The sequence below is a fragment of the Dyadobacter sp. 32 genome (genome assembly GCF_902506755.1).
Lineage (GTDB): Bacteria > Bacteroidota > Bacteroidia > Cytophagales > Spirosomataceae > Dyadobacter.
This window is the reverse complement of the sequence record NZ_LR735258.1, coordinates 2,278,677-2,295,877: the sequence shown is the minus strand read 5'-3', so window position 1 is coordinate 2,295,877 and position 17,201 is coordinate 2,278,677. Positions and strand designations below refer to the sequence as shown.

Sequence of the window (17,201 nt, the reverse complement as noted above, 5' to 3'; positions counted from 1 at the left end):
TTTAAGAATTTGATTGTTTGGCGGCGGGTGTTGTTGGGATAGAGCCGAAACCACCTTTCGCGGGGAATGCACGGTTGCCGAAGCCTGTGGTCGTTTGAGAAAAGATACTCGTAACCTTAAAGAGCAAGGCGTTCCCGCCTCCCGCATGAATGATGTAGTTGGCTACCGAGGGAACGGAGAAATAACCGACTATGCCAATGATCATAAATATCAGATAGGCCATATCCGTTGCGCTGAAAAATGTGTCACCGGCCCCTTCGACCTGGCTGATATCCAGCTTGATCATCATCTGCTGTATCTTGCCGATGATTGCTCCGAAAATGTTGGCCACCGGCAGCCAGAGGAAAATATTGATATAGCGGGCAATCCAGCCAGTCAGTGTATGCTGAAAACCATCGAAGACAGCGATTCCGAAAGCGATGGGACCGATGATCGACAGTACCACCAAATGGAAAGTTCTGATGGTGTTGATACACAAGGCTGCGGCTTCAAAGAGCAGTCTCAGGACTTCGCTCATGGCTTCCTTGATCGAATTCCTAAAGTTGTACGAAGCCTTAGCCATCGAGAATTTGATATCGTTCCCCACGCTGGCAAAAATGCCCTCGCCGGATGGACTCTCATTTCCGTGGGTGTACTTGTACCATTTATCACGGTCTCCATTACCGTTGTCGCCGACATACATCTGCCATGCATTGGTCTTTTTGATGGCTTCCTGTTTCTTTTCTAAAAGCAGGGTTATTGCTTCGTTTGAGCCCTGAACCATTGCTGATGTGGCTCTCACCACCGGAGACATTACCCCATTGATCATGGTAAGTACTGATGGAAAAATAAGGATGGCAAAACCCAGAGCGAAGGGCCGGAGCAATGGATAAAAGTCGATGGGTTCGGCATTGGAGATGTGACGCCAAACCCTGGAGGCGATGTACCACATGGCTGCAAACCCGGCAATGCCTCGTCCGACGCTGATGAGCTTCGCGCACATCGGCATCATCTCTCCGTATAGTTGATCAAGAACACTGTGCAGTCCACTGATCTGCTCGGGAAAGCCCTGGGCTTTGCAAATTTCAGGCAATACTGTAGCGAGCACCGCAAGACCTGCGGTTTTTAAATTCGTTTTCATACTGGTGGTTTGATTCTAATTTCCTTGAAGTTGGCCACTGATCATTACCTCACTGTAGGCTTTGGCACGTTGCAGCCCGAGTGTTGCTGCGGTGGAATTGAAATGCCTGAGAAATACAAGCCTGTCGAGCATATCTTCATAGATATCGTCAATTGCTGCAATTCTCTCATCATCAGACATTCTCAGCTTTTTCGCAGTGACGACGTTGGTCAGTGATTCCAGGTTTTTAAGACTTTGTGCGTTGAGCCTCGAATAAACGCCTGCCATGTATTCAAGTTCATCCCTGTTGAAATACGGCCCTGATTGAAACTGAGAAAATGCAGTCTGGTATTCAGAGACGAGTTTTAGCTGAATTTCCACGATCATTGCTATCCGCTTGTACTTTTTTACACCGGGGCTCACTTCAAGCAAAGCATCCAGAAATGCCTCATGTAACTTGAAATTCCCTCTGGAAATATCCTTGATGGTCGTGTACCCTTCGAAAAGGATTTCATAGCCTTTCTTGATTTCCTGAAGGATCTTTCGGAGTTGGTTGAGCTTTTCAATATTCAGGACAAGCTGGGTAACCTCAGGGGTTTGTGCCCGGGATCCGGCAGGTTGCAGGAAGAAGCCCACTGCCAACATTAATGTTACGATCTGTTTCATATGATCTTAATTTATGCCCTGCAAAAGCAGGCCTGATCTAACGTCTTCCGCCTCTTTCCCCCTGGCTGCGGCGAGTAAAGCAGCCTCATTGCTGAATGCCTTTGAAAATTTCCAATTGAAAAGCATTCGCTTATACAGATCGTCAATTCTTTTGATCCGCTCGTCATCTGTCATTGCCAGGCTGCCATCTTCTATCACAACTTTCAGCGCGTCCATTATCTGATCGGCATCTAAATGCAATCTGTCAAAAACGGCCCGGAGATAGGCCAGCTCTTGCTGCACCAAAAATTCAATGTCGTAGAGCTCTGGCAACGTGCCAACTTTGATTGCCTGAATTTGGGCATAAAACCTTTTGATCTCCTTCACCCTTGCATATCCAGCTACTTTGGGATTGACCACCCGCAGCGTGTCAAAATAATTTCTATGAAGTTTAAACTCTCCTTCCTTGAAATTAGAAATGGCAGTCAGGCCTTCCCTGGCGATCTTGTAGCCCTTTTCAGTGAGCTCCAGATAAAGTCTCAGGTACGCAATTTGCTCTATCAGATATTCCTTCTGCGTTTTTTTCTGCCGGAGCCATTCCCTGAACCTTTGCGCATGAGCAAGCTCTGGCAGTATAATCAATGCGAGTATCACAATTAGCTTTTCCATTAGTTGAGCCCATAAAGTTTTTTTACAACATCAACTTCCCGCTCCGTTTTTGCGCGGCTAATACTGAGCATCACATTTTCCTGATTGAAACGGATGAGATCGCTGAAAGTCTGATCAGTCTGCCTGGCAGCATTGTCGATGATCTCAATTCGTTTGGCATCGGTCATCTGCATGGTGAACGACTCGACGACCAGCGTCAGCAGGTCTACATTCTTAGATGCACTTTCCAAAATTCCGGTGTATACCTGCTCCATGTAAGCGAGTTCTTCAGGTGTGAAGTGCTTGTCATTGTTGAAAAGCGTCCAAAATCTCCGGTACTGAATAACCAGAAGGTAATTCTTGTCGCCGATCTGCTTGATCTTGTAGTAGTAAGCAACAATTGCTTTCACTTTTTTTAGCTCGTCATAGTACTCTTTGTATAGATCCCTCTGCTTTTTGACCCATTCCGTTATTTCGTCGAGTTGCAATTTCGCCATCGTGTTCTCCAGCGCCTTCTGTGCGTTTTGAAGTTGAATTACCCGGTTTTGCCTGCGCTGAATCATCAGGTCAACAGCCTTAACCACCTTGGATATGGCAGCTTTAATGATTGCCGCCCACGGAGTCGCTGCCTGCGCGTTTTGTAGCGGAGTGACAATGAGGGCGAAGGCCAGTGTGAATAATAGAACAAACTTTTTCATATTTTTCCAGTTGTCCTGATTTGCTCTGCCAGGGCGGCGATTCCCTTTTGCATACTTCCGTAGCGCCGGGCGAAGTCGGTCACCTTCATCTTTTCAGTTTCCTCTGTTGTGTAGCATAGGTATTCTTCCAAACTTACTTCCGTGCGGTACACGCGCGAAAGCGTCCCTCCAAGACTGATAAACACTTCCTTATACCTATGAGACGGATCATTGGCTTTATTGACAGAGAGTATCAGTGTTTTTTCCTTTTCGGTTAGCCCGAGTAACTCCTGGATCTGGTCGAACTTGTTTTGATACTTGCTCTGGTCAAGAAGGATCTTGCAGTCGCTATTGTTAATGATCGCCTGTTTTACCACTGGTGAGCTGATAATGTCCTCGACCTCCTGGGTCACTACCACCGCTTCGCCCATATATTTTCGAACCGTCTTGAAAAGATATTTGATGTAATCCGCCATGCCTTCTTTGGCGATAGCCTTCCAGGCTTCCTCTATCAGGATCATTTTACGGATTCCTTTCAGTTTTCTCATTTTACTGATGAAAACTTCCATGATAATAATCGTCACCACGGGGAAAAGGATAGGATGGTCTTTGATATTGTCCAGCTCGAACACGATAAAGCGCTCACTTAAAAGGTCAATATTTTCAGTTGCATTCAGCAGGTAATCAAACTCTCCACCCTGATAGTAAGGGCGCAATACATAAAGCAGATTGGCTACATCGAAGTCGCGGTCTTTAACCTTGTCCTGCTCGAGAATTCCCACGAATTGGTCTCGCAAGAATTCGTAGAAGGTGTTGAAACAGGCGAATTTACCAGTTTTGTCAAGGTTTGCGTAGTAAAGGGTCAGTGCATTAGATAACGCCACATATTCACTTCGTTTGTAAACCTCATTGTCTTTTTTCCAAAGGGCCAGGATCAGTGTTTTAATGCTTTCCTTTTTCTCTGTGTCCAGCGTTTGAGATTCTCCGATATAAAACGGATTGAATTTGATCGGGTTGTTTTCCTGATAAGTGAAATAGTATCCATTAACCAGATCGCACAGTCCTTTGTAGGAATGGCCCACATCGACAAGCACAATGTGCGAACCCTGCTCATAGTAACTCCTTACCATGTGGTTAGTAAAAAATGATTTGCCACTTCCCGAAGGCCCAAGAATGAATTTGTTCCTGTTTGTGCAGATCCCTTTTTTCATCGGCTCATCGCTGATGTCGACGTGTACCGGCTTTCCTGTTAGCCTGTCTCCAAGTCGTAATCCGACTGGACTGACCGACGAACGGTACCCTGTTTCCAGATTAAGAAAGCAGGACGCCTGCTCGGCAAAACAGTCAAAGGTTTCATTCATTGGAAAATCTGCTGCGTTCCCTGGAATACCTGCCCAAAAGATCTGAGGTGCTCCGACCGTTTCCAGTTTTGCAACGGCTTCCATTTGGGCGAGTGCGGCTGAGACTATGTTGTTGAGCTCGTTAAGCTCCTCCTGTTTCTCCGTCCAAACCAGCAGGTTAAAGTGCGCTTTGACCGGCATGCGCTGACCTGCAATGGCCTCGTTCAAAAAGGCATTGGTAGCGTCCAGTGCGATGGCATTCTTTCGGGAATAAGCGGCGAGTGATTGCAGTCGCAGTCTTTTGGTCTCAATTTTCCTAAGCGTCTTCGCGCCGTCTTCGATAAAGATGTATTGATTAAATAGGTGATTGCAGCTCAGCAGCTGTCCAAGCGATGATGCATATCCGATGCTGAATTTGGTCTTGTCAGTCGAATAGCGGTCGAATCGCGACTGTGAACTACAAGTGGGCGGCAAGTCTTGTGCGTCAGCAAGCGTGTAGATACCGCAGTGCTGATTACCGATCCGGATGTGGTCCCCGAATTGCATATCCTTTATCGAAGACGTATCACCACCGGATAAAAAACAATACCGCTCTACAATTCCCATTTTTCCACCGCTCCATAGTTCATCATTTTTTAATCTTCTCAGTTTTACAAATCCTCTGTCCTGCATGATATGTCGGAATTGACCCACACAGCTTTGCAGCTCCTGGAGCACTTTTTCATCCATTGTTTCTTCTGGCATCAGTGTTGGCCGGATAAGCGTGGATAGCAGCGAATTGGACGCTTTTCGGTCTGAGGGCTTTTTAGTGATGTAGATATAACACTGGTGATCAAGGAACGGACGCTCGTTAAAATGCCGCTCACTTCGCATCGAAAGGAAGCTTTTCTCCTCGCCGGAGAAATCAGGATCATAACGGCTGTCGACAAACCAGTCTTGCTTGTGAAAGACGGAGTTGGCTGGCAACACACGCAACGCTTTTACCCAGGTTTGATGAAAAGCTTCGTAGTCATGATCGGAGAGTGTAAATATTTCAGGCAGTTCAGCCTGAAATACCACCGTAATATCACCCTGCTTTGAAAGGATGCAATCGTGCTCCACATCCAGAATCGGCAGCAGGTCATTGAGTAATGTTTCCATCAGATGCACAGTTTTTGAAAGTTTTACGCGACCTGGACCTCACATATTTGGGGATCCTTCGCCTGGCAAGCATTTTGGTTACACCATGCTCTCCGTAAGCTGCACTAAGGTGATAAATGCCCATGATCATCGGTATCCCAAGGAGAATTACAATTCCCACACAGATGTAAGATCGGACTCCGAAGGAATACAGCAGGGCATAAATCCCAAACAAAATGATGGCTGCTGCCCCCATGTACCAAATGTACTGGGCTTTGAGCCCCTTGAACTCGATGGGCGTATTGATACCCTTGTTGATTTGATAGACACTTCCGGGGCCCATAACGGTTATAATTATAGGCCGAAGAATGATTGAAGTACTGTCGCTACAACGACCAGGAAAATACAGCTGCCAAACCATGCAGCGGCGACCTTACCGGTGTCGTTGTCGCCGGCATTCCATTTCTGAAAAACCTTCACAGCACCCACGAGCCCGAGCACCGCGCCGATGGCATACATCAGCTGAGTGCCTGGCTCAAAGTAACTGCGGACCTGAGTGTCGGCTTCGGAAATACCCGCGGCCCCATCCTGCGCTTTGGCGATAGTTGCCACTATTGAAAGCAGCGCCGCAGCCCATAATTGCTTTGCCCTGATTGAAAGGTCTGTTTTCTCACGTTTCATACACCTCATTGTTTGTTGTTTTAAATTGGTTTGCTTGTTTTTGTCTCCTTGCACTCCCTGGAAGTATTTCCAGGGAGTGCAGGAGAACGGGCTCATCATTAAACCTCCTTCCATATCTCCGTCAGCTCAAAAGCACAGAGGTTGATGTAGCCATATTTTGCAGATTCCCGAAGGATTAATTTTTCAATTTCCACACGGAACTTCTTTCGTTTAATGTTGGAAAATTCGTTGGCCAGTACCTGAATTTGGAACAGCAGGTCGGCTTCTTCGTGGCCCTTCTGGTATGCATCCAAAATGGCGAGTTTGATTTTATACCCTAGTTTTTGCAAGCGTGTGAACCTGATCTTCTTTTGCCTGTTTTCTCCTAATGGTTCAGTAGCATATACAGTTGCCATTTCTGACTTATATTCTTGTGCAGGAAGTTCTTCATTTAGATTCTCTGGTTCTAAGCTTTCTGCCATACAGATTTCATGAATAGGGAATTCTCCGCCTGTTTTGACGGGAGGAGGTTTTTTCGGCTTGTCCGACATCCCTGAACGGGACTGAAGCAAAGCTTTGATATCTTGCCGGTAGTACCTGATTCCGATAATTACATAGTAGATTGTCACTGCTGCCCCCACTACCAGAAAGTAGCCTGTCCAGGAAAAATGCGTTGCCATAACATGGATTGGTTTAAGATTTTCTGCTGCATTGATTACCCTACAAAACAACAATCAAAACCAAGGCGCTTCAAGTACAAGTTTTTGTAGTACCCATAGTTGTACCTTGTACCCCATTCTAGATTCAACGAAAAGGAAGTTACAAGGTTGAGCGAGGTGGTTTGTCGATGGATGAGTTCGGTATCCCGACACAACGGGAAGTTTGAAAATACGGTGGTTAAAATGAAATATGGATAATCACTATTTATAATCGTTTCAGCTATCTGGAAGCTTATTTTAGTATGTTTTAAGTACTAGATAGCACGTTAAATCGTACTGTTGCTCGTTTGACAATTCAGAGCAGTGTTGTATCCAATACACAATAATTTCTCCCCTTCATTAACCGGTGGAGTGTCCACCTTATACAGAATAATCCAGTTTTATCTGTCTTGATATCGGCTACTGGTTTTCCAAAGACATCGGTGATATACCCGGTCTTCTGACCTTTGACAACCTGATCCACTTTTCAAATCACTATAAAAGATCCCTTTTGCGGGCGATTTAATGTAATGCTGCCCGTTCAAAACGGCGGTTTTAGTGATAGGCTTACGGTTAATTTCATACATGCCAAGCTCTGCAAGGTTATTATAAACGCCAGTTTTTATTCGCTCCACGGACTTCTTCTGAACACTTCCTAATTTGCCTGCTTCCATACTCAAGGCCGTAATTCCTTGCTGTGTCGCATGCTTAATAGCATATTGCGCAGGCTCGGTCTTAATTAGGTTAAATGGATACACTACCATAAGCGGAAAACCTGCGCTTTCAGCACTATTGCCTTGGGGCAAACTAATATGCTAATTGCAGAAGAGTGGGTGCGCCTTACAAATAATGTCAATATTGCGGTAGGCTGGAAGATGTAACAAGAAAAAGTTAAAGAAACCCATAATGCAACAATGTTGCATTATGGGTTTCTTTTATTATCTTTGCTTATACCTCTGATGCATGGTTAATTACAATTCACATGGACCAAACAAAGCAAGTCTTAATCGATAGCAAGGTACGTCCTACGCCAAACCGCATTGCAGTCTTGGAGATTTTCCTGCGGGAACATAAATCACTATCCCATGGCCGGTTGCAGTGCATGCTGCAATATGAGATCGACCGTGTAAGTTTGTACCGGACATTGCTCGACCTGGTAAATGCGGGGTTGCTTTTCAGGCTAATTGATTCAGAGGGCGTTGCGCAATTTCATTATCGCAAAATAGAAGGGAATAGCAATAGCCATGACGCGATAACGCCGCATTTTAAATGCAAAAATTGTGAAGAAATAGCTGCGCTTCCCAATTTGCCCACAACCTATTTACAACACATTTCAGGTTTTGGACATATCCAAAATTCACGGCTCTTACTGGAAGGGATTTGTCTTGAATGCGCTAAATCTAGCAAATTGGTATAGCACTGACGCTAAACTTTCGAGGATGCGGCACTATACCAATTGCAATCCTTTGTTACTTCACTTTTAGGTTGAAATCAAGGTTCACGTCATCACTTCCGGGTGTTGGGGTTCCATTTTTCGCACCTGGCTGGTGGCGTAGTTGGACTTTCAACTTGCCCAGGCCCGCAGCTCCCGACTTTGCAGTCCCTGTAAGGCCAATCGGGAAATTGTTGGCATCCTTGTCCCCATAAGTGTAAGTAAGCAATGTAGCAGGGGAAGCTGTAAAGATAAGTAAATGCTCATCAGACTCTTCCTGAACTTCTTTTGTTATATTTTCCACGGGCGTTTTGCTTTCATCTAAGAATTCGACTGTCATCGTGTACTGGGTATTGGCTTTCAGTGATACAGTATCGAACCGGCTTGCAGGATTGCCACCATCGCCATCGGCATCTTTGTAACTAAACGAAGTCACTGCGGATGAACCTGCTTCTTTAAAGTTCAGTGTGACCGATGTGATCAGTTCATTTTCATCATCGGGTTCAACGTCATCACCGGAGTCCTTACATTGAACGAAGGCGATGGTTGTAAAAAGCAATAAGCCATGAAGTAAATGCTTTCTTAGTTTCATAAGTGTTGGATTAGTCAATTGAAAATCTTGCAACTTTGTTGCAAATGTATTTCTATTGCAACTTCGTTGCAATAGAAGAGGGCATTAATTTTCAATTATAAATGCATCTTCGAGGATGTAATTCAGATGCTCAATATCTTGCGCATTGAGCCTTAGCTTGCCACTGACAGTTTTGACAGCATCAGTCTTAAAACGTTGTTTCTTGATGCGCAGCTGCAATTCGATGATGGACTCGGGGCCTGCGCCACCACAAAAGAAGCACATGGACATTGGTTGGGCAGAGATCACATAAACGTTGTTGTCAGGGTCTGCGGGTATGAGATAACCTTTGATCTGGATTTGTTTACCTTCCAGCCCCACAACGCTTTCTCCAAACGTAGGATAAAGGAAATACATACCGAGCCGCTTATTAAACTTTTTGGCAAAGCGGACATCAGAAAGATGTTTCCAGGTGAGCGCAATGGGCTTGTTGTCTATGAAGCCTGAAAGGGAAAGAATCACAAGGCCTGCAATGAGTATGTTTTTCATGACTAGCTGGTTCTTATAAGACTTGCCCGGCGGCTTGGGCACGGATTGACTGGATTGCTTTCTTCGCATTGCGCTGATATTCCAGCATGGACTCATCTGTCATTTGGGGTGTAGGCTTATGCTCGTGACCTCCTGTATGCTCATGCTCAAAGCCAGGAACCTCAATAACGGATTCTTCCCAAAGTTCTACCAGGTGGGCCAGGCTGTCTAATCTGATTTTTTCAGCGGCATTGGCCTGCTGGCTGAGACTATCCAACGACTTTTCCAATTTGCCAGCTATGCTGACGGATTCCAGGTGCAGCTGATTTGCCTCGATCAGCATTTGGCTTTTTTGGTCAGATCCCCCGCAGCTGAATGCGAATGCTAACGGGAGGACATAAATAATTGTTTTCATCAGAACGAACTTTACTATTTGCAACAACGTTGCAAAGATCAGTAAAATTAAATGAAGTAACCTGTTTTCTTCCCGTATGATAAAAAAATTTGTACTCCCTGTACCTATATCTCTGCTCGTTTCAATTTTGCATGTGGGCTGCTGCATTTTCCCTTTGATCAGCATTGCCGTAGGTTCTGCTTCCCGTTTTGAGGGACTGACCCGGTATAAGCCATTCTTTTTAGGGTTGCAGGTTTTGCTTTTGATTTACCTTAGTATAACACTGGTAAGGTTTTACTTAGGCAAACACTTCTTTCACAGCCAGTTCGAAAACTGGTCTTACCACGTTGCTTTTGGAATCGCTACGGCTGGACTCTTTATCGGATTATTAGAGCCCTTCAGGACAGAGCAGCAAATGCTCGCGCAAAAGCAGTTTGAATTATTTAGGACCCACCGGCAGATTGAGCTGTCTGTTTCCGGCAAATACAACAGTGAGCAGCTCAAAGAAGATATCACTTCTATCAACGGTGTCAAGCCTACATCTGTACAAATAAATGGAACCTATGTAAGGGCTACCTTTCAAAGTAACCAGGTAAGCTCAGACAGCATTCTGGCAGCACTAAGGGAGCAGGGCTATGAGGTAGCTATAACAGAATAATAATAGATGCATCATTGTTGTATTCGATAATTGTATTCTATATTTGCAACATCGTTGCAAATATAGAATTTCATGAATAATAGAAAACTTCCGGTAACCGTTTTAAGCGGATTCCTTGGCGCGGGAAAAACCACTCTGCTTAACCACATTCTTCATAACAAAGATGGATTGAAAGTGGCCGTGATCGTCAATGACATGAGCGAGATCAATATCGATGCACAGCTTGTCAAAAATGAGAATACGCTGAGCCGTACCCAGGAGAGATTGGTTGAAATGTCTAATGGCTGTATCTGCTGCACACTGCGTGAAGATCTGATGGTTGAAGTACAAAAGCTAGCAGAAGAAAACCGCTTTGACTATTTACTGATTGAAAGTACAGGTATATCAGAGCCGGTGCCCATCGCGCAGACATTTAGTTTTACCGATGAAGAAAATGGTATTAATTTGTCTAAATTGGCAACCATTGACTGCATGGTCACTGTGGTGGACGCATTGAATTTTGCCAAGGATTTCGGTTCGCTCGATACAGTTCTGAGCAGGGAGATGAATGAGGATCAAACCGATACTCGTACGATCGTCAATCTGCTGACCGACCAGATCGAGTTTGCGGATGTGATTATTCTGAATAAAACGGATTTGGTTTCAAAAAGTGATCTGGGTGAACTTCATGCCATTATTAAAGCGCTGAACCCGGCAGCAAAAGTCATCGAGAGCACATTTTCAAAGGTCCAACCCCAAAGCATTCTCAACACAGGTCTATTTGATTATGAGAAAGCAGAGCAGTCTGCGGGATGGATCCAGGAGCTCAATAAAGTTAAAAATGGCGGTCATACCCCAGAAACCCTGGAGTATGGCATCAGCTCTTTTGTGTTTCGCGACGAGCGGCCATTCCATCCAAAGCGCTTTTGGGAGTACATATCACAAAACTGGCCAGCAGGGGTTATCAGAAGCAAAGGGTTGTTCTGGATTGCTTCACGCAAAAATGATGCATTGAATTGGAGCCAGGCCGGGGGCTCGGTGCGGGCAGAGTCTGCGGGCGTTTGGTGGGCAAGTATGCCGCAGAGTCAGCGGCTCCGGTATCAGGCATATATAGATAACCGTGCACAGATCGAATTACGGTGGGGGCGCTTCGGTGACAGGCAAAATGAGCTAGTAATTATTGGGCAAGACCTGGACGCTGAATTAATCTTATCTGAACTTGCTGCCTGCCTATGTACTACTGCTGAAATTATCCAGATGGAAAAAGGACTGGCGTTCAATGACCCCTTTCCTGTACTATAATATAAACAATGACGTGTGGTGCGGCAATTTTTAATCAAAGGTGACTATGGTGAATTTTACATATATAATACAAGCTTGGTTTGCACTGCTGGTTTCATTTTTTCTTCCCCTCCAGCTTTTTTCGCAAAATGTTAAAAAGCACGTTATTGGCAATGTGAAAGACCAAAGCGGCAACGGGTTGACCGGTGTTAATATCCAACTGGTAGATAAAGGGCAACTTAGGAATACTTGGTGGACTGCTAGCGACTCTGTTGGAAACTTTGAATTTACCGAGCTTCAACCAGGACGATATTTACTCAACGCTTCACTAATTGGTTTTACAACGGTTAGTGAGACTATACTTATCCAGGATAGTACATCAGAAAAACTTACCTACAAGATAGTATTGAAAGAAGCTGCCTCTGAGTTAAGGGCGGTAACGGTAACATCTCGCAAAGAAGCGATTGAAATAGATAAAGGAAAACTGATCTACAATGTCGGCAATAGCGCAATGAGCTCTGGATCATCGGCGCTGGACTTGCTCCGTAAACTGCCTGGCGTAAGCATCGGGCAAGACGATCAGATCATGCTTAAAGGCGCAGGCGGGATCAATGTAATGATCGATGGGAAGATGACTTACCTTTCCGAGCAGCAGCTGGTGCAGCTTTTAAGAAGTATGAGCGGAGAAAGCATCGCTAAAATCGAGCTGATCTCTGCGCCGGGGGCTGAATTTGACGCGGCAGGCAATGCAGGCATCATCAATTTTGTGACCAAGAAAAATGTGTTTGTAGGTTATTCGCTGGATATTTTATCTGGGATCTCCAAAGGAAGGTTCTGGATGAATAACCAAAATGTCGCTGCCAGCTACCGCAATAGCAAAGTAAACGTCTCGGGTTCTTTTGACTATAACACGCCGCACCGTTTTATGAAAAGCCAGACCAGTAATACGGTCCTTGATCAAGGACAGCGCATCACCCTTGACCGCAGGCTGCAAACGCCGACAAAAATCAATTTCTACACCTACAAGGCAAATATAGACTGGCAGCTTTCTCCAAAACATCAGATAACGGCGGGGTACAACGGTTACCTTGACGATTATGTAAAAGACAATGCAATCTCCCGCGTGAGCAGATTGGATCCGCAAAACAAACTCATTAGCGTAGTAGAAAGTACCAACTATCTGACAGAGCCATATCATTACGATGCGGCTAACCTGGGCTACCAGTTTTTGATTGATAGCGCGGGCAAAAAGCTCACCGCCGATGCGCATTACATTTCATACCGTAACCTTTCCGATGGGCTGCTAACAACCCGGTATCTGGACGCAAAGGGGCAGGCAGCTGCACCTGATGAGCAGTTACAAGTTCACCAGCCTGGCACTGTCAGCATTAAATCCATCAAAGTGGACCTGGACCTTCCCTTCACTGGTTTTCATGTGAAGGCAGGCTTGAAGTATGCAGACGTTCGAAACCAGGCCAATTACCGTTTTGATTCACTGGCAGCAGGGGAATTCATTGAAGCAGAATCAATGTCAAACCGTTTTCGTTACACCGAGCAGATTGCAGCTGCCTATGCGTCCGTTTCCGGAAAGCTTGACAAAACACAGTGGGAGGCAGGTCTTCGGTTTGAATCAACAAACGCCAGGGGGTATACGGTAGAAGAAGAGATTGAAAATAGCTGGAAATATGGCCAGCTTTTCCCATCACTTTCAGCCGAACACGAGATCAATAAAAATAACAAAGTCAATTTCTCAGTCAGTCGCCGGATTAACCGGCCCGCATATTCCACCCTGAACCCTGTCAGGTGGTATTATGATCAATATTTCTACTATTCAGGAAACCCCTACCTGCGGCCGGAAATGGCGTGGATCTACTCGGCAGGTTATACATTAAAAGACCGGTACGTACTTTCGGCCAGCTACTCGACCCGAAGCAATTACCTTTCCCGCAGATTGGTAATAGAAGAGAATACAGGTGCAATCATCAGCCAAAGCGCTAACCTGGGCAGTATGAGACGTTTTGATTTGACCGCGTCTGTTCCCTTGCATTTGCTTGACTTTTGGGATTTACAGCTGACGGCAGGTGCGAGCCATACCAGCTACCCCATCCCTCTTTTGGGGGCCGAAAAAACAACTGCATTATGGGCTGCGAGCGCAATGCTGAGTCAGCAATTCAAATTGCCGGCAGGCTTTCATGCAGAACTTTCGGCAACCTGGACTTCCCGGGAACTTTGGGGTATTTATCAAAAGCAAAGCATCTTCTTTACCGATTTTGGCCTGAAAAGATCGTTTATGAAAGGCAAATTGGATGTACGATTCGCCTTCTCTGATTTTCTCAGGACAAACCGATACCGTGGGCGCTCGCTGACCGATTATACCGATTACCGTTATGATGATCTCCCGGATACACGGCGGGCCTCACTTTCGGTCAAATACCATTTCGGCGGGAAATTACAGCCAAGTCGGTCCCGCCGCATTGAAGAGCAGGACCGGCTGTAAGCCTGAAATCAGAAGCTTAATGTCAGTGTCACATTACGTGGCGTGCCAGCAAATAACCATTGAGCTGTTTATCCAGGACGCGAAAAAATATCCAGTATTTTTAAGCCAGCTATCATAATCAATGTCGTCGATGCAAGCCAGACTAACAGTTGCGTTGCGGCTTGCGTATTTTCATGGTCTTTTTCTGACCAGTCTACCTTCGGCAGATAGAAAAAGTCCTGCTCTCTAATTTTTTGTCTCAGCATAATCTTCCCAGCAACAAACAGGCGCCACTTTCGGCTAAATTCCCGGAGACTGGATTTGTATTGCTGGAAACTGGCAAGGTCGGTATGGCTTATGAATTGGAGGGTTTGGGAAACCCAAACCGAAGGCGCTATGTAAGCAGTGGTATTGACGAAATCTTCTTGTCTGGTCAGTACAGAATCGATCTGGATTTCAAACCTATCTTTACTCTTGATCATATCGTGCTGCCATGACAAAAAACCGGGGTACCAATCAATAAAGGCAATCTTTGTACTGTCTTTAATGTTCGCTGGCCGGAACTGTGGGTAAATATCAAGATAACTTTGAAGGGTCTGCTCGCGGCGGTTGTCTAAGTATTCAGCATGCTGCCTGCTCTTTAGAAGATTTATTGCCCGTGAGGGAACAGGAAATTTATTGGTAGTAATCGTATTAATTGCGGAAGGAACCATAAAAAGGATGGCCATCCATAAAAGGGTTAATACTACGCCATTAAGAATCGCCTCTTTCAAAAATGCGTTGATAAACAGGCAAACTGCCATCCACAGACCGATATACACCATGGCCACGATTAAAGCCAAAAGAACCCATTCGGGTTCAGCTTTCAACAAATCTGATTGAAAGAAAAGTATCCCCAGCAGGGTAAAAATGACGAAGCTTACCGTAAGAACAAAGAAGCGGTAGGACAGTTTAGCTAGCAGCAGTTCTTTTAAACTGATATGTTGCGTTAAGATGATACGAAGAGTGCCGAGTTCTGATTCCCGGGCATATAGGTCATAGCTAGCAGCTATAATAAACAATGGAATGATATAAATCAAAACGAAAGTCCAGTCGAGCTTCCCTAGTAAGAGATTTAAAGGGTTTATTATTTCATTCTCAAACAACAGGGTGTTTTCTTCTAATCCGGTGAAAATATTGTAAAAGCCATACAAGTCGCTTTGCCCGGTACACAGCACCATTAAGGGCGAAAGCGGTTTGACAGGGTATACCCTTTTGAAATTCATAACAATTGGATTGGCAGGCCCGTCAAGGCCAGCCACCTCATGCGTTTTATTATATTCACGATAGTCTTTCAGATAGGTTTGCAGATGCGACATTTTCATCTGACTGATTTGCTCAACGGTTTTTTTCTGGCTCTCAAACCAGACGCTTCCATTGTATAGACTCAGAAATACAAGTCCTGCCATCAGTATGAGGATAATGGAGTACATTCCTTCCCGCGTACTTTTTAACAGTTCAAAGTATAGAAGATGACGAAATCTTTTCATATTGTTAAACGCCGGGCTGTTTTTAAAAAGATAGCGATGCCTGCCACGAACCATCCGAAAATAATCAGAATATCATTCGTATTGTTTTTTAGCACGCTGGCAAGTGGTACAGGGCTGTAATTGAACGCTGGGATCTGCTGCCAAAGATCTCTTCCCTGAACATAATCCTTGCCCTTGGCTGAGCGCTTTTTAAGGTCGTAACCGCTGGCATCAGAATGGTAAGCAATATTGAGGTTGAGCTTTTTCATCATCGTTCGCCTGTACTGTTCAGCCTGTCTGACAAATTCATCGTGTTCCTCAAGGCCGGTGCCTGCGATACTCATTGAAAGAAAACGGATTGCTGAAAGCGGGGAGATGATGCCAGCAAAGCGCTGAATTCTAATCTGACGGTCAAAATTACGATTGATTACGCCGTAGCTCTCATCATTGATTCTTTGCCCGGCTTCTTCGGTATGTTCAATAGCAAATCCAAACGGATTGACTTTCAGGCTATCAACAGTACTTACTCCTTCTGCTTTCATCAGGCTATCGGTTATCTGTCCATATATTTTATTAAAAGTATCAAAGCCCTTATAGCCTAATACATAGGAATTACCCTGGCCCTTATCGAAAGCAACCTTCATTTCGAAATTAGAGGGGGTGGCCGCAATGCTCTCAGATAAAGAAACAAATACTCTCGGGGCCACTATACTGGTAATGATCCAGAACCCGGTAAGAACAGCCAGCGAGCGGGACGAGGTCTTACTCCAGACAGATATGATAATGCAGAACAGAATCAGTATGAAATAGTATGCGATATAAAACAGAAACATTAGATTCATCCTGACCCACGCCTGCAATCCGAATTCGGGTAAAATCCAGAATACTATTGACAGGATTGCATATAAAGGAAGGATAGTGATACCAACCTTTGCAGCACCGGCAAATACCTTTCCGGTTAAAATTGCTCTTGCGCTGATTTGCTGACTGAGTAAAAGCCTGAGGGTTCCGTATTCTCTTTCTGCCGTGACAGCGGAATAGCATAAAAAAATGATAAATAACGGGATCAGGTATTGTAAAATGAAAGCAGGTGTAAATACGCCGCTCCGGATCAGAAATGTCTGATCATTTGCGGGCCGTTTCCCCACCTCATGTTGCGTATGAGTTTGCAGCTCAACCCAACGGCCGGTATAATTGTATAAGCCATTCTCCAAGGCAAACAGTGGCATGATCGGTTTAAACAAGACCGTACCGGTATGCCCTGCGCCATGAGGCCCTTTTTCTCCCTGGTTAAGCCAGGCTTGCCTTGCCCGCTCACCAGCCTGCTGGTGTTCCCTGCGTAACTGATTATATTGGCTAAAACTGATTACTAAAGATGCTGTCAGGCAAAAGGCCAGTGCAAATGCGCAAACAAGAAGTACTGCTGAACGGCTGAACTCTTTGAACTCTTTTTTGACGATGTATATGACTGCTTTCATCTGGTGAGAA

At 45.0% G+C, this 17,201-nt stretch carries 17 protein-coding genes; 4 read left to right on the top strand and 13 right to left on the bottom strand.

The genetic code is table 11. From position 1 onward, the window contains the following. Position 1: 1 nt before the first annotated feature. The 8 genes from traJ to DYADSP32_RS09120 form a co-directional block, all read right to left on the bottom strand. Positions 2–1,120: a conjugative transposon protein TraJ gene (gene traJ, locus DYADSP32_RS09155; RefSeq protein ID WP_149243005.1), complete on the bottom strand. Its 1,119-nt coding sequence runs from the start codon at positions 1,118–1,120 to the stop codon at positions 2–4. A gap of 15 nt (positions 1,121–1,135) precedes the next feature. Continuing rightward, on the bottom strand, positions 1,136–1,765 hold the full coding sequence (locus tag DYADSP32_RS09150) for a TerB family tellurite resistance protein (RefSeq protein ID WP_149243006.1): 630 nt from the start codon (positions 1,763–1,765) through the stop codon (positions 1,136–1,138). A 6-nt stretch (positions 1,766–1,771) separates the two neighbouring features. Next, positions 1,772–2,413, bottom strand: a complete 642-nt coding sequence (locus DYADSP32_RS09145; RefSeq protein WP_149243007.1) for a hypothetical protein — start codon at positions 2,411–2,413, stop codon at positions 1,772–1,774. Beyond that, positions 2,413–3,090: a conjugal transfer protein TraI gene (locus tag DYADSP32_RS09140; RefSeq protein WP_149243008.1), complete on the bottom strand. Its 678-nt coding sequence runs from the start codon at positions 3,088–3,090 to the stop codon at positions 2,413–2,415. The genes DYADSP32_RS09145 and DYADSP32_RS09140 overlap by 1 nt, the downstream gene beginning before the upstream one ends. Next, positions 3,087–5,549 (bottom strand): TraG family conjugative transposon ATPase, encoded by a 2,463-nt coding sequence (locus DYADSP32_RS09135; protein ID WP_149243009.1) that lies wholly within the window; start codon positions 5,547–5,549, stop codon positions 3,087–3,089. The genes DYADSP32_RS09140 and DYADSP32_RS09135 overlap by 4 nt, the downstream gene beginning before the upstream one ends. After that, positions 5,530–5,871 carry a DUF4133 domain-containing protein gene (locus DYADSP32_RS09130; protein WP_149243010.1) on the bottom strand — a complete coding sequence of 114 codons (342 nt, stop codon included), beginning with the start codon at positions 5,869–5,871 and terminating at the stop codon, positions 5,530–5,532. Before DYADSP32_RS09130 ends, DYADSP32_RS09135 begins: the two co-directional genes overlap by 20 nt. 11 nt (positions 5,872–5,882) lie before the next feature. Next, a complete protein-coding gene (locus DYADSP32_RS09125) occupies positions 5,883–6,209 on the bottom strand; it encodes a DUF4134 domain-containing protein (RefSeq protein WP_149244915.1) in 327 nt (108 codons plus the stop codon). Positions 6,210–6,307: 98 nt separating this feature from the next. Continuing rightward, on the bottom strand, positions 6,308–6,868 hold the full coding sequence (locus DYADSP32_RS09120) for a hypothetical protein (RefSeq protein WP_149243011.1): 561 nt from the start codon (positions 6,866–6,868) through the stop codon (positions 6,308–6,310). A gap of 1,000 nt (positions 6,869–7,868) precedes the next feature. Here DYADSP32_RS09120 and DYADSP32_RS09115 point away from each other — a divergent pair. Then, entirely contained in the window at positions 7,869–8,303 is a 435-nt protein-coding gene (locus tag DYADSP32_RS09115; protein ID WP_149243012.1) for a transcriptional repressor, read from the top strand. Positions 8,304–8,355: 52 nt separating this feature from the next. On the opposite strand, the gene DYADSP32_RS09110 is transcribed toward DYADSP32_RS09115, so the two are convergent. From DYADSP32_RS09110 to DYADSP32_RS09100, 3 genes are all read right to left on the bottom strand, one after another. Further along, on the bottom strand, positions 8,356–8,910 hold the full coding sequence (locus DYADSP32_RS09110; protein WP_149243013.1) for a hypothetical protein: 555 nt from the start codon (positions 8,908–8,910) through the stop codon (positions 8,356–8,358). Between the two features lie 84 nt (positions 8,911–8,994). Next, positions 8,995–9,438, bottom strand: a complete 444-nt coding sequence (locus DYADSP32_RS09105; RefSeq protein WP_414617643.1) for a DUF3299 domain-containing protein — start codon at positions 9,436–9,438, stop codon at positions 8,995–8,997. Positions 9,439–9,451: 13 nt separating this feature from the next. Further along, complete coding sequence (locus DYADSP32_RS09100; RefSeq protein ID WP_414617642.1) at positions 9,452–9,760, bottom strand: hypothetical protein; 309 nt, start codon at positions 9,758–9,760, stop codon at positions 9,452–9,454. A gap of 148 nt (positions 9,761–9,908) precedes the next feature. Between DYADSP32_RS09100 and DYADSP32_RS09095 the strand changes: the two genes are divergently transcribed. The 3 genes from DYADSP32_RS09095 to DYADSP32_RS09085 all read left to right on the top strand — a co-directional run bounded on the left by DYADSP32_RS09095 (position 9,909) and on the right by DYADSP32_RS09085 (position 14,226). Then, entirely contained in the window at positions 9,909–10,469 is a 561-nt protein-coding gene (locus tag DYADSP32_RS09095) for a heavy-metal-associated domain-containing protein (protein ID WP_149243015.1), read from the top strand. A 72-nt stretch (positions 10,470–10,541) separates the two neighbouring features. Beyond that, the gene (locus tag DYADSP32_RS09090; RefSeq protein ID WP_149243016.1) at positions 10,542–11,750 is read left to right on the top strand and encodes a CobW family GTP-binding protein; all 1,209 of its coding nucleotides are present in this window, start codon (positions 10,542–10,544) and stop codon (positions 11,748–11,750) included. Between the two features lie 46 nt (positions 11,751–11,796). Next, on the top strand, positions 11,797–14,226 hold the full coding sequence (locus DYADSP32_RS09085; RefSeq protein ID WP_149243017.1) for an outer membrane beta-barrel family protein: 2,430 nt from the start codon (positions 11,797–11,799) through the stop codon (positions 14,224–14,226). Positions 14,227–14,294: 68 nt separating this feature from the next. Here DYADSP32_RS09085 and DYADSP32_RS09080 read toward each other — a convergent pair whose 3' ends face one another. Together DYADSP32_RS09080 and DYADSP32_RS09075 are read right to left on the bottom strand one after the other, a co-directional pair. Further along, entirely contained in the window at positions 14,295–15,734 is a 1,440-nt protein-coding gene (locus DYADSP32_RS09080; protein ID WP_414617641.1) for an ABC transporter permease, read from the bottom strand. Continuing rightward, positions 15,731–17,191, bottom strand: a complete 1,461-nt coding sequence (locus DYADSP32_RS09075; protein ID WP_149243019.1) for an ABC transporter permease subunit — start codon at positions 17,189–17,191, stop codon at positions 15,731–15,733. Before DYADSP32_RS09075 ends, DYADSP32_RS09080 begins: the two co-directional genes overlap by 4 nt. Between the last annotated feature and the right edge of the window lie 10 nt (positions 17,192–17,201).

Bases quoted from the DNA above. Each gene is read 5' to 3' on its own strand.
- traJ (WP_149243005.1), bottom strand. From the start codon at position 1,120: ATGAAAACGAATTTAAAAACCGCAGGTCTTGCGGTGCTCGCTACAGTA.
- DYADSP32_RS09150 (WP_149243006.1), bottom strand. From the start codon at position 1,765: ATGAAACAGATCGTAACATTAATGTTGGCAGTGGGCTTCTTCCTGCAA.
- DYADSP32_RS09145 (WP_149243007.1), bottom strand. From the start codon at position 2,413: ATGGAAAAGCTAATTGTGATACTCGCATTGATTATACTGCCAGAGCTT.
- DYADSP32_RS09140 (WP_149243008.1), bottom strand. From the start codon at position 3,090: ATGAAAAAGTTTGTTCTATTATTCACACTGGCCTTCGCCCTCATTGTC.
- DYADSP32_RS09135 (WP_149243009.1), bottom strand. From the start codon at position 5,549: ATGGAAACATTACTCAATGACCTGCTGCCGATTCTGGATGTGGAGCAC.
- DYADSP32_RS09130 (WP_149243010.1), bottom strand. From the start codon at position 5,871: ATGGGCCCCGGAAGTGTCTATCAAATCAACAAGGGTATCAATACGCCC.
- DYADSP32_RS09125 (WP_149244915.1), bottom strand. From the start codon at position 6,209: ATGAAACGTGAGAAAACAGACCTTTCAATCAGGGCAAAGCAATTATGG.
- DYADSP32_RS09120 (WP_149243011.1), bottom strand. From the start codon at position 6,868: ATGGCAACGCATTTTTCCTGGACAGGCTACTTTCTGGTAGTGGGGGCA.
- DYADSP32_RS09115 (WP_149243012.1), top strand. From the start codon at position 7,869: ATGGACCAAACAAAGCAAGTCTTAATCGATAGCAAGGTACGTCCTACG.
- DYADSP32_RS09110 (WP_149243013.1), bottom strand. From the start codon at position 8,910: ATGAAACTAAGAAAGCATTTACTTCATGGCTTATTGCTTTTTACAACC.
- DYADSP32_RS09105 (WP_414617643.1), bottom strand. From the start codon at position 9,438: ATGAAAAACATACTCATTGCAGGCCTTGTGATTCTTTCCCTTTCAGGC.
- DYADSP32_RS09100 (WP_414617642.1), bottom strand. From the start codon at position 9,760: ATGCTGATCGAGGCAAATCAGCTGCACCTGGAATCCGTCAGCATAGCT.
- DYADSP32_RS09095 (WP_149243015.1), top strand. From the start codon at position 9,909: ATGATAAAAAAATTTGTACTCCCTGTACCTATATCTCTGCTCGTTTCA.
- DYADSP32_RS09090 (WP_149243016.1), top strand. From the start codon at position 10,542: ATGAATAATAGAAAACTTCCGGTAACCGTTTTAAGCGGATTCCTTGGC.
- DYADSP32_RS09085 (WP_149243017.1), top strand. From the start codon at position 11,797: ATGGTGAATTTTACATATATAATACAAGCTTGGTTTGCACTGCTGGTT.
- DYADSP32_RS09080 (WP_414617641.1), bottom strand. From the start codon at position 15,734: ATGAAAAGATTTCGTCATCTTCTATACTTTGAACTGTTAAAAAGTACG.
- DYADSP32_RS09075 (WP_149243019.1), bottom strand. From the start codon at position 17,191: ATGAAAGCAGTCATATACATCGTCAAAAAAGAGTTCAAAGAGTTCAGC.